General features: G+C 29.6%; 12 protein-coding genes. 5 read left to right on the top strand and 7 right to left on the bottom strand.

Going from position 1 to position 12,334, the window contains the following annotated elements; translation table 11 throughout:
* Nucleotides 1–9: 9 nt before the first annotated feature.
* A complete protein-coding gene (locus tag GQR92_RS01720) occupies nt 10–1,179 on the bottom strand; it encodes an FAD-dependent oxidoreductase (protein ID WP_158837505.1) in 1,170 nt (389 codons plus the stop codon).
* 357 nt (nt 1,180–1,536) lie between these two features.
* On the bottom strand, nt 1,537–1,965 hold the full coding sequence (locus GQR92_RS01715; protein ID WP_158837504.1) for an MgtC/SapB family protein: 429 nt from the start codon (nt 1,963–1,965) through the stop codon (nt 1,537–1,539).
* A 150-nt stretch (nt 1,966–2,115) separates the two neighbouring features.
* Here GQR92_RS01715 and GQR92_RS01710 point away from each other — a divergent pair, with 150 nt between their 5' ends.
* The 3 genes from GQR92_RS01710 to GQR92_RS01700 are packed head-to-tail and all read left to right on the top strand — an operon-like array spanning nt 2,116 to nt 4,726.
* Nucleotides 2,116–2,730, top strand: coding sequence for a DEAD/DEAH box helicase (locus GQR92_RS01710; RefSeq protein ID WP_158837503.1), 615 nt, complete (start codon nt 2,116–2,118; stop codon nt 2,728–2,730).
* Nucleotides 2,731–2,782: 52 nt separating this feature from the next.
* Entirely contained in the window at nt 2,783–3,421 is a 639-nt protein-coding gene (locus tag GQR92_RS01705) for a thiamine phosphate synthase (protein ID WP_158837502.1), read from the top strand.
* Between the two features lie 54 nt (nt 3,422–3,475).
* Nucleotides 3,476–4,726, top strand: a complete 1,251-nt coding sequence (locus GQR92_RS01700) for a mechanosensitive ion channel family protein (RefSeq protein WP_158837501.1) — start codon at nt 3,476–3,478, stop codon at nt 4,724–4,726.
* A 94-nt stretch (nt 4,727–4,820) separates the two neighbouring features.
* On the opposite strand, the gene GQR92_RS01695 is transcribed toward GQR92_RS01700, so the two are convergent.
* From GQR92_RS01695 to GQR92_RS01680, 4 genes are all read right to left on the bottom strand, one after another.
* The gene (locus GQR92_RS01695) at nt 4,821–5,447 is read right to left on the bottom strand and encodes a DUF6515 family protein (protein WP_158837500.1); all 627 of its coding nucleotides are present in this window, start codon (nt 5,445–5,447) and stop codon (nt 4,821–4,823) included.
* Between the two features lie 231 nt (nt 5,448–5,678).
* Nucleotides 5,679–5,981 carry a hypothetical protein gene (locus tag GQR92_RS01690; RefSeq protein WP_158837499.1) on the bottom strand — a complete coding sequence of 101 codons (303 nt, stop codon included), beginning with the start codon at nt 5,979–5,981 and terminating at the stop codon, nt 5,679–5,681.
* Nucleotides 5,982–6,136: 155 nt separating this feature from the next.
* The gene (locus tag GQR92_RS01685; protein ID WP_158837498.1) at nt 6,137–6,871 is read right to left on the bottom strand and encodes a LytR/AlgR family response regulator transcription factor; all 735 of its coding nucleotides are present in this window, start codon (nt 6,869–6,871) and stop codon (nt 6,137–6,139) included.
* A 2-nt stretch (nt 6,872–6,873) separates the two neighbouring features.
* Nucleotides 6,874–7,911: a sensor histidine kinase gene (locus GQR92_RS01680; protein WP_158837497.1), complete on the bottom strand. Its 1,038-nt coding sequence runs from the start codon at nt 7,909–7,911 to the stop codon at nt 6,874–6,876.
* A gap of 508 nt (nt 7,912–8,419) precedes the next feature.
* Here GQR92_RS01680 and GQR92_RS01675 point away from each other — a divergent pair.
* Together GQR92_RS01675 and GQR92_RS01670 are read left to right on the top strand one after the other, a co-directional pair.
* On the top strand, nt 8,420–9,028 hold the full coding sequence (locus GQR92_RS01675; protein ID WP_158837496.1) for a hypothetical protein: 609 nt from the start codon (nt 8,420–8,422) through the stop codon (nt 9,026–9,028).
* Nucleotides 9,029–9,188: 160 nt separating this feature from the next.
* Entirely contained in the window at nt 9,189–9,698 is a 510-nt protein-coding gene (locus GQR92_RS01670; protein ID WP_158837495.1) for a hypothetical protein, read from the top strand.
* Between the two features lie 203 nt (nt 9,699–9,901).
* On the opposite strand, the gene GQR92_RS01665 is transcribed toward GQR92_RS01670, so the two are convergent.
* Nucleotides 9,902–12,283, bottom strand: coding sequence for an outer membrane beta-barrel family protein (locus GQR92_RS01665; protein WP_158837494.1), 2,382 nt, complete (start codon nt 12,281–12,283; stop codon nt 9,902–9,904).
* Nucleotides 12,284–12,334: the final 51 nt, after the last annotated feature.

Below are 12,334 nucleotides of genomic sequence, written 5' to 3'. Positions count from 1 at the left end.
ATTTTATGTTTAGTTAGTAGTTTTATACGCTATTTTAAAGTTAGAAATATCATAAGATGTTGTTTCTGTTAAAACTAAGTCTGAAAGGATTTTTCCTATTAAAGGAACAAATTTTGCAGCCCAACCACCTGTATATACAATGATATTTTTGTTGTTTGGTATTGAAGATGGAAGCGTATCTAAGTACAATTCTTCTTTACTATTTTTAACCAATGTAATGATACAGGTTGCCGTAAATTCTGATTTTGGTGCAAGACCATCCATGTGATCTCTTACCCAAGCTTCATTTAATTCTAAACTTTTTTGACTAGGAATACGGCTTCTCTGTGATGGATCTTGAATTATGGCATCCGGAATATCTGGAGCCACACGTACATACCCAGGATGCGCCCAATCTACTTCTGGAAAACCATAGAACAAACTTGTTGCTTGTGGTTTCTGAAAAACAAACCAAGTAGGTAATTTTATGTCTTCAATTACTTTATAATAGGCAGACGACATTTCCCAAATATCAATGTCTATTGATAATCCTAAATATTTTAAAAGTTCATTAATATAAGCTCCTGGAGTAAGTACTAATTTTTCTGTAATAAAATCGACTCCATCTATAGATACAATGATATTTCCGTTTTCTAAGGATTGAATATTAGTTACGGGTGAATGTTCTAATAAAGTTACATTTGGTGCTGATATACAAATATTGAGTAATGCTTTTTGAGTTGCAGCTAAATCTATAATACCACCATCTTTCTGAAAAAATCCATGATAAATTTCTGGAATAGATTTAAAAGGAAATCGATCTTGTATTTGTGAGGCATTTAATTTTTTATACGGAATATTTAATTCATCCATTACTATCATTGCAGCTCCTATTCCTCCTTCTTGAGAACTCAACGCAGGGTCTCCAAACCACAAAGAACCTACATGATCCATAAGTGTATCTTTTGTTGTTTTTTGTAAATTATTCCAATACGGAATGGAATCTAGCGCTAATTGAGCCATATATTTTTGCGCATATTGCAATCTAAATTGTCTCGATAATCCGGCTGAACTTCCATTTTGATTGATAAAACCATATTTATCTACTAATAAAGTTTGTTTATTAGAATTAGAAAGTTCTGCAGCTGTAGCCAACCCCATTGGTCCACCACCAATAACAATAACATCATATTTTGTCATAGTACTTATGTTTTATAGTTAAATCAAAAAAAAGATTTAATCAATTGATTTTCAATGCAATAAAACTATAAAACAGGAGGCATTAAATTTTACGTATAAATACCCTTTTTAAAAGACAGTTATAAAAACGTAACTTATAACAAGGTGTTTATAAACAAATAATCTGTTATTTTTTTAATGAAGTAGTAAGTCCATTTAAATTTAGACTTTACTTTACAATAGATTTAGTGCTACATTACAGGTTTCGTTTTAGTAATGATAAAAAAAAGACACTAAAATCCTCGGTATTCAATTTACTTGTTTATTGAATACTGAATGGTATTTACAAAAGAAGGTTCAGAAAAAATAAAAATGTTTTTACTTCATTTTTCGGTCTTTTAGCCAATTATCTAAAGGTGTAATAAAAGAGTTGATAAGAACCACTAATAAAGTACAAATTAAGGTTTCTAAATACAAGCCAGTAGCAGCAATGCAACCAATAGCGGCACTACACCAAATGGTGGCTGCAGAGCCCAATCCATGTACATTTACGCCTTCTCTAAAAATAACACCTGCACCTAAAAAACCAATACCTGTTATTACCTGTGCAATAATTCTTGTAACATCTATTGTTGTATCATCATTTTTTAAAATAAATGATAATAAAACAAAAATAGAAGCACCTGTTGCCACGAGCATATTAGTTTTTAAACCAGCTGATTTTTGATGCCATTGACGCTCAAAACCTATGATTAATCCTGCAAATAATGCCGTAAGAAGACGTATTGTAAAATCTGTAATTGTCATATAAAAAATTAAAACTTAAAGATAAAATATTAATTCCATTTTTCACAATATATACTTTAACTAAAATGCTGCACACAAAGAAATAAGTACATCAATTTAATTGTATCTTTGCCTTCATTTTTACTATAAATAATTACCTTTTTACTAGATATGCCTTTTAAAAAATTACATGCTGATATTAAAGAAATTTTAGAATCTTTAGAAATAACAACACCTACTCCGTTTCAGAGTAAAAGTATACCTCTTATAAAAAGTGGTGCTAATGTGTATTGTACAGCACCAAAAGATAGTGGCAAAACAACCACACTTGTATTAACTACTTTGCACAAACTAAAATGCCAAGAAGTTGGTGCTGCTCCTAGAGCGTTGGTTTTAGTAGAAAACTCAGAAAAGGCATTAGCGTTGCATGATGAATTTATTAAGCTGAGTAAATATGATGCTGTAAGAGTTTATGCTTGTGATGATAGAGAACATATCGATTTGCTAAAATCTGAAATATTTGAAGGTGTAGATATTTTAATTGCCACACCTAAAACCGTAAATAAATTGCTTTTATTAGAAGGTTTAAATACCACACAATTAAAGATTTTTAATATTGATGATGCTGAGTTTTTAGTTGAAAAAACAGCGTATGCCGCAGTAATGGCTATTACACAAAGTATTCATAAATGCCAGTATGTATTGTATTCAGAAAAAATGAATCCGATGTTAAAACGATTCGAAGATTATTTTATGCAATTTGCTAAAGTAGTATCTGTTAAGTAATCTTAAGCAAATACCTTTTTTTTAATCATTCTCAATTATAAAAACGCACACAATGATTCCTAAATTACATTACATATCTCAAGGAAACTCTCCAAAAGAACATTTAGAAAATATTCAGAAAGCGTGTTCATCTGGTGCAGAATTAGTACAATTACGTATAAATGGTGTTTCTGAAAAAAAATATTTAAAATTAGCAAAAGAAGCTAGAGAAATTACGTCTCACTTTCAAACAAGGTTAATTTTAAACAATCATTACAAAATAGCAAAAGAAGTAAAAGCAGATGGTGTGCATTTAGAAAATATAGATTTTTGCGCAACAACAGCTTTAGAGCATTTGTATACTTGGCAAATTGTAGGTGCAACTGCAAATACCTTACAAGATTGTGAAACCTTACTTAGTAAAAAAGTAGATTATATTACTTTAAGTCCGTTTAGAGTTTCATCAGAAAAAGAAAATATACCAACTATTTTAGGTTTAAATGGTTTTACGGTTATTTTAGATGCTTTAAAAACCGAAACCCCAATAATTGGTGAAGGAGAAATTATTACAGATGATATTACAGCTATTTTAGAAACAGGTATTTCTGGTGTTGCCGTAGCTACAGCAATTACACAAAACTTTGATAGTATTAAATTGTTTAATCAATTACTAAGTGCTTCTTCTATCGATGAACAACGTCATACATTTTAATTATTAAGAATACTATTTTAAAACAAATAGACTTTCTTTAAAAATTGTACACACATGAAAATTGAACATCTATTATACGATTATTTAGTAACAGCAGGTACTTCTACTACGCTAGCAACATATATAAATATGTTTACTTTGCTAACAGGCGTATTAATTATTACTTTTTTAATCGATTTTATCATTAAAAAAATTATAATACAATTATTTACACAGTTTGCTATTAAGAGTAAAACTAATTTTGATGATTTATTAGTAAAAAACAAAGTACCAAGAAATATAGCGCATATCATTCCGTTAATTTTTGCTTTAGAATTTACTCCTTTAGTATTTATAGATTTTCAATATATTGAAAACATCATTCAAAAAGGATTAGAAGTATTTACCATTGTTCTAATACTTTGGATTGTACGAAGTGTTTTAAATGCGCTTAAAGACTACCTAAAAACAGTACCTCGTTTAAAAGACAAGCCCATAGATAGCTACATACAGGTATTTATGATTTTTTCTTGGGTTTTCGGAATCTTATCTGCCTTTGCAATAATTACCGGCATCGAGTTTATTAAATTTATTACCACTATTGGAGCTGCATCTGCAGTTATTCTTTTAATTTTTAAGGATACCATTTTAGGTTTTGTTGCAAGTATTCAGGTTTCTATTAATGATATGGTACGAATTGGAGATTGGATTACCTTTGAAAAATACGGAGCAGATGGAGATGTTATCGAAATTAATTTATCTACCGTAAAGGTTCAAAATTTTGATAAAACAATTACTACAATTCCTACTTATGCGTTAATTTCTGATTCTTTTAAAAACTGGAGAGGAATGACAGACGCTGATGGTAGACGAATAAAAAGATCGCTAAATATTAATATGGATAGTATTCATCATTTATCGACAAAGGAGGTAAATAATTTGAAAAAAATCCAGTCTATTACCACTTATTTAGAAACACGTCAGGCTAATATTGATGAGTATAACCAAAAAAATAACATCAATAAAGAATTGCTTTTAAATGGTAGAAACCTTACCAATATTGGTGTTTTTAGAAAATATATAGAAACTTATATAGAAAATCATTCTGGTACTAATAATGACATGATGATTATGGTACGTCAATTAGCTCCTGGAACACAAGGAATTCCTATAGAAATTTATGCTTTTAGTAATGACAAACGTTGGAAAAATTACGAGTACATTATGTCTGATATTTTTGATCATGTAATTGCCTCTGTTCCTTATTTTAATTTAGAAATTTTTGAATTGCCTAATAGTTCTAATTTTAACAATTCTAAAAAATAGTTCATCTATTTTAGTGGAGTCTATTATTTTAAGAACATAAAAAAAGGAGTATCATTAAAAATTATACTCCTTTTTTCGAATCAATTTATGGGTCTTAATCCATATCTATAACACCTACCACTTCATAAGCTCTAGTACCATCTACCTGAACTTTTTCGTATAAAATATTTGCGTATTCGTAATACGTTTGACCATCTATTACTACTTTTTCATAATCATTTGGTAACTCATATACAACTGTACCTACTTCTGGCTCTACTACCTCGTATTCATTATTTACATGTATGTAAAAAGTACCATTTACATTATAATAGTTGTAATTATTAAACCTAATTCTTTTATAGTTTGTTGGTAAAACTCTAACTCTAAAGCCAATTTTTGGAGCTATAACAATATAACGACCTCTAGATTGTGTGTAATACTTATTATTTGCATAATAGTAATTTTGGTTATTATGTTTTACAACAGTTCTATTAGGTACGTTTCTTACCGAAACCACTTTTTTTGTTGGCTTTTTATACGTTACATTTTTACTTGCAATTCGTTTACTAGAAGTACTTTTTTTAGGTGTTGTTGTAGTTCTTGTTGTTGTGGTGGTTCTGGTTGTTTTTACCGGTGTTTTTTTAGTTGTTGTAGTTCTACGTGTCTGTGCAGAAACGCTTGTTGCAACAGCTACAATAAATAACGATGGTAATACAAATGATTTTATAAATGCTTTCATAATATTAATGTTTTAAATTAAACTTTCTTTGTTACACTACTAAGACTGTATATTATAAGCACGGTTTAATGACTTTTTAAACAGATAGACAAATGCCTCAATTCTATCTACAAACAGCATGATTTTATAGACGATACTAAAACTATTTTATAAAGTGTTTCTGTTCATTTGATATCAAAAAAAAGGCATACTTTTAAAAGTATGCCTTTTTAAGTACTAACATTTAAGCTATTATTTCAATAAAGCTAATAAACCAGTTAATTCAGTAAGATTTAAGCTAGCATCACTATCTGTATCTAGTACATTAAAGTTTTCTGCTACAGAACCAATAGCTTCTGTAGAGCTAATAGCCTCATCTTTGTTTGTGTCTAATAAAGTAAAAAGACTAGAAATTTGCTGTACAGTAGAGTTTGAACTTAAAGAACCTAATAAAGTTGCAGCTTGCTGAATGTTTGTTGATGACCCAATGTTTTTAATACTATTACAACTAAACATTGTACCCACTAAAAGGACTGATAATACGGTTTTCTTCATGATTTTGTATTTATGATTTTATGTTGCCACAAAAGTAGTTTTAACCATTAGGTTGATAAAATGAAATAGACAAACATAGCATTTTCACCTATTAATTAGATAGATAGATAGATAGATAGATAGATAGATAGATAGATAGATAAACTAAAAAACTCTTAATTATTTAAAGAATTATTATTCACAAACTCCAAAAACTTAGGTTTGTATTGTTCAGAAACAGTAATACGTTGGTTGTTGATAATAATCTGACTACGCTCTATAACTTCAACATTTTTTAGTGAAACAATAAAAGAACGGTGCACTCGCATAAAATGAGTTTCTGGTAATTCTTCTTCTAAAGACTTTAAACTCATAAGCGTTAAAATAGCTTTCGGATTGTCTTTTACCCATATTTTTATATAGTCTTTTAAGCCTTCAAAATACAAGACATCTGCCAATTTAATACGCAATTGTTTGTATTCAGATTTTACAAAAAGAAACTCTTTTTCTTCAGAAACCACTTTTTGTTGTTTTCCTTTTACCAACTCAAACCATGTATTTGCTTTATTAGCTGCCGCTAGAAACTCGGCATAATCAAAAGGTTTTAAAAGGTAATCTAAAGCTTCTACTTTAAAACCTTCTAATGCATATTGATCAAAAGCAGTAGTAAAAATAACACGAGTTTCTTTAGGCAACATTTTAGAAAACTCAATACCTGTTAAATCGGGCATTTGAATGTCTAAAAACAACAAATCTACAGGCTCATTTTTAATAAACTCCATGGCTTCAATGGCGCTACTACACTTCTTTTTTAGCACTAGAAAAGGTGTTTTTTCTACATAACTTTCCACTAAATTAAGTGCCATAGGTTCATCATCTACAATAACACAAGATATTTTTAAGTTGCTCATATTTAGTTCGTTTCAATTTCTAATTCCGCTACAAAACGATTGTTAGTTACAGCCGTTTTAAAACTATTTTTATTTGGATATAATAATTCTAAACGTTTTTCTATATTAGGTATCCCAATGCCAGAGCCACTCTTATCATCCATCTTTTTAGGAAAATTTTCATTTTCTATCACAAACAATACTTTTTTATTACTACAAGTCATGTTGATTTCAATTGTACCTGGTTTACTTGCAGATACGCCATGTTTAAAAGCATTTTCTATTAATGATATAAATAATAAAGGGGCTATTTTTATCCCTGTTTCTTCTGATGGAAAATGATAATTTACTTTAGTTTTATCAGAAACACGTAGTTTCATTAAATCGATATATTTTTTCATAAAATCCATTTCTTTAGATAAAGAAATGGATTCTTCATTTGTTTCGTACAACATATAACGCATTAACTTACTTAAACTATGTATCGATTTTTTAGCCTGATCCGGCGAAATATCAACCAAAGCATAAATATTATTTAAGGAGTTAAAAAAGAAATGTGGTTGCAGTTGATAACGCAAATGCTGCAACTCCGATTTTAATTTAAAATTAGCAGCTTCTTTACGCTCTGCTTCTGTTTTAATCCATCGTTTTGTAGATTTTAAAGCGATTGAAAAGAATAAGGGAGCTAGATATGATAGTATTTGTATGTAGATTGCTATTTTAAATGGTGGTCTTACTCGTTCTACACCTGCAACACTTTTTTTAATGATGTCTTTAAAGAAATTATCTTCTATATATTCTTTTAAATATAAAAAACAAACAATTGCTCCTGCATTGATGATAATAAAATAGAGCATTTTTTTAGGAAACAAAAAACGATCTATTAGCACAAAATAATTGAGGTAAAATATAATTGCAGAAAAGAACAATGGAATCCAAAAATGTGCAATTACCCTACTAAAATCTTGTTCTTGTCCGTAAGACAATAAATAAGGCAAACAGATTAGTGTTAACCAAACGAGCATATGCGATAATACGGTTATTCTTTTATTCTTGTACATTGGTTTAATATTCTATTCTAAAACTGAAAAATTCATAGAGAACTATTGGAGTGTCCCTCTGTAAACCAAAGGTAAAACTATTTAGGCTTTTGCTGCCACATAATTGATGTTTTACGGTATTTTATATACCAATACTAGCTTTTTATAGATGACAATTGTTATTAAAATAAGCAAACAATAGCATAGCGGTATTCTGTTTATTTAAAGCGGCTACTTGTTTGCTTTCCAAAAGTATGTTTTTAAAAAACACACACCCTAACCTACCCTAACAAAACCACTATAAAACCAATGTTTTGTACCTGTAAAGAGCTGTATACATCTGTAAAAAGAAATATTTGTTAGCATGAATCTTTCACAATTAGTAAAAAGGAACTACATTGGTCTACTTATTAAAAACACGCAATATTAAAGCTGTATAATACCTTTAAAAGGTATTAACATCCCTCCTTTTTAGTATTATATAACTTGTTTATTAAGCTATATAAGTAGTTGTGTACAATTATAAAATATGAAGTTAATACAAAAAAAATTATTTTTAAAAAAAGAAATCACTCTGGAGGAAGATCGAATCAAATTGAAAAATAAAAATTTGACTAGTTCTGAGGAGATTATAATCAACTTGGAAGAATTAGATATTTCAAGATTGATATACAAAAAAACGACAGATAATCTTATGCTTATTATTACTCTTTTTTTTGGTGTTTTCTTTTTAATAAACCTATTCAATCCTGCCAATTATGAACAAAATGATAATGGTTTGTTTGGAGTTTTGATATTTCTGTTTGGTGCAAGTTTAATTTCAGGATTAATTACATTCTTAAAATCAAAAAATGTTATTATTATTCCTACCATAAATAATGGATATATCGAATTATTTAGAACTAAACCGGATGAAAAAAATGTAAAAAACTTTATAAATGAGCTTTCTGAAAAAGTTAATCTAACCCTAAAAAATAAATATGGTAAAATAGACTTAGATATGCCAATTGAACCACAACTAATGAATATAAATTGGTTAAAAGAAAGGAAAGTGATTTCAGATTTAGAGTTTGAACAATTAAAATCTGAATTAATAAAAGCTAAAAAAAACAAAAATAAAATAGGCTTTAAAGAATAAAAGTAGCCAACACCGTTTATAAAAAATTGCTAAATTAGTGCTTTACCAAAGTTAGTTGCATTTATGTAAACTTCTATTTTCCTGCGGAAAATATCCGTTCACTTTAAACGCAACTTTCCCATAAACAACAACGTTAGCAAAAACTTAAAAACCAATCGAAATGAACAAAATAATAATTACATCAATTAGCATAATTTTCGCTTGTAATTCAATTTTTGGACAAACTATTAATGACAAATACGCAAAAGACGTAAAATCAGTAGATGCGATAATGAATGCGTACTATGATGTTGTTTCTGGCTCGAGTAGTGAACCTTGGGAGTTTGAAAGAGATAGTTTTATGCATTCAAAAAATGCTTTTATTACAAGAATTGATGAAAATGGAAAAGCGGAAACTCATTCTTTGGAGGCGGAATATATACCAATTGGATTATCACCAAAAGAGGATTTTTATGAAAAGGAACTAAAACGAGTAGTTAGTAAGTTTGGAAATATTGCGCAAGTTTGGAGTGCATTTGAAATACGAACTGACCTAAAAACTGAATCCAATATTAGAGGACTAAATAGCGTTCAACTTCATTATGAAAATGGAAGATGGTTTATAGACAGTTGGACTTGCGAAATGGAGGCTGAAAAGAATAATTTAGTAACTGAATTTTTGAATAAGTAATAAAAAACTTTTGCCAACAAAGAACTGAGCTAAAAAACAACACAATTCTACATTAAAAGTACGCACAATTATTATAGGCTCATCATGCTATTAATTGGTATTTTGAGCTTTTCTTTTATATGCAATACACAACCGCTTGGCTTCTCAGTATATAATTTATTGCTGGCTTCTTGTCTATATAATTATGTTATTATAATATGCTGCTATCTTCTTCTACCACCAGAATAAGTCATAGCTTCACCTTTACCAAATCCGTAGCTAATTCCTAAAGTAATAAAACGACCACGTTGTGCAAAACTATAGGTTTCAAAAGTAGTTTGCGATACAAATTGTTCTGAAATTCTTGACTCAAACAAATCTCTAACACCTAAATTTACAATTGCTTTTCCTTTAAATATTTTTTTACGGACACCTACATCTAAAAAGGCGTAACCCGTTACGTTTCCTTGTACGGTTTCAAAACCAGATTGATAATTCCCTGTTAATTCTACATCAATATCTGCTGGTAATCCTATTTTAGAACCCAATCTAGAAGACCATTGTTCTCCAGAAAAATCAAAAACCTGAGACTCAAAAGTTCCCACTCTATCAAAATAATTGAAGTTAAAATCGCCAGTAATCGTCAACCAATTGTTCGCTCTATATTTACCATTTGTTTCAAAACCAATGGCAGCATTTGTACCAATATTTTGGGGAGTTGTAATGGTTACATTATCTACATAGGTAGAAACACGCTCTACCATATCTGTGGTGTATTTATGATACAAGCTAGAACTTAAAGAAGCTTTACCAATCTTATAAATGCTTGTCAACTCATAAGAATCTGTAAATTCTGGCTGTAAATCTGGGTTTCCTACTCGAATATTAAAGTTATTTCTAATATTAAAAAACGGATTCAAATCCCACAATCTTGGTCTAAAAATACGTTTAGAATATCCTGCTTGCAAAGAAAAATTTTCCCCTACTTTGTAAGATGAGTGCAAGGTTGGAAATAAATTAGTAAAATCTTGTTCGTTAGATTCGTTGGTGTTTGTTAATAACGTTGTTAAGTTGGTCTGCTCTACTCTTAATCCTACTTTTAAACCCCATTTTTCTCTTTCATACGCAACAGTACCATAAACACCCAACACTTTTTGATTGTACTCAAAATTGTTTGTTAATGCATCATCAATCACAAAAACACCATTGGTTAAATCACTTACTTCATAATCATTACCAACATCATTAATTACATATTGTGCACCTGTTTCTAAAGTGTAAGTATCAGAAATTGGGTTTGTATAATCTGCTTTAAATGTATAGTCTGCTTGCTGAAAATTGGTTGCTGTTTTTTGATTGCTATCACTATCTGCACCAGAAATGGTTGTATTTGTAAAGTTAGATGATTGATCTTTTCCAAAGAAACTACCCAAAGCACTCAACAATAAAGTGTGCTCTTCATTATTTTTAAATTGCTTTTTATAATTTAATTCGTATTTATATTTAGGGTTTGTAGCGTCCGTAACTTCATTTCTTGCCCAACTAGAAACCAAACTATTATTAGCATCATACTGTCTAAAGGTTGTTTCAGAAGGTTGCTCTTCTACCTCATAGGCAAAATTACCAGATAACGTTAGTACGTTTAAATCGTTAATATGGTAATCTGTTCCTAAAGTAAGGTTGTAAAAGGTTTCATTTCTATATTCTGTTCCATCACTGTAAATAACTTCGTTATTCACTAAATCTCTATTAATAGCCTCAGAATCTTTTGGTAAAGACCTGTAACCCGCACCCAATTGCGCAAATAAATTAAAGTTTTCTGTTCTTCTATTCAAGCTTAAACCGATACTATGATTGTCTGGAATTCCCGTATTTAAAGAGACAGAACCATTCCAACCTCTTTTTTCTTCTTTCTTTAGTATGATGTTTAAAATTCCGGCCGTTCCAGAAGCTTCATATTTAGCAGAAGGATTTGTAATAATCTCAATACTCTCAATCATATCTGCCGTAATAGTACCAAGCGCATTGCTAGATTCATCTGCCAAAACAGATGGTTTTCCGTTGATTAATATTTGCACACCAGAACTTCCTCTAAGACTAATTTCTCCTTCGATACTAACATTTACAGAAGGTACGTTGTTTAATACTTCTAACGCACTTGCACCTGTGCTACTAATATCTGCACCAACATTAAAAACACGTTTGTCTAATTTAAAAACCGTTTTAGAAACCTCGCCAGTAACAACTACTTCATCTAAAGATTGACTGTCTGTAATAAGGATAATTTTTCCTAAATTGATCTTTCCATTTGTTGTTTTAAACTCCTTGATGGTTTTTGTTTCAAAACCCATAAAACTAATCTCTAAATAGAAATTAGTTTTAGCTGTAGCAATACTAAATTTCCCAGATTCACTAGAGGTTGTTCCTGCAATAATTTTACTAGAATTGGTCTCCTTTATAACTACCGTTGCATACGGAATTGGTTGCGAAGTTGTATCTTCAATTAATGTACCTGTTATTGTGGTATTACTATTTTGTGCTATTATATTACCGATTGTCAGTAAAAAAAACAGTATAAATAAGGTGTTTTTTAGGAAAGATTTCATCTGAATATATTTTATAATTTGATGTGTTTATAGCTTAAAAGAGTTGAATAT

The organism is Polaribacter sp. L3A8 (assembly GCF_009796785.1).
Classification (GTDB): domain Bacteria; phylum Bacteroidota; class Bacteroidia; order Flavobacteriales; family Flavobacteriaceae; genus Polaribacter.
Note: the sequence above shows the minus strand (reverse complement) of the source record. Positions and strands in the feature narration are given on the sequence as shown.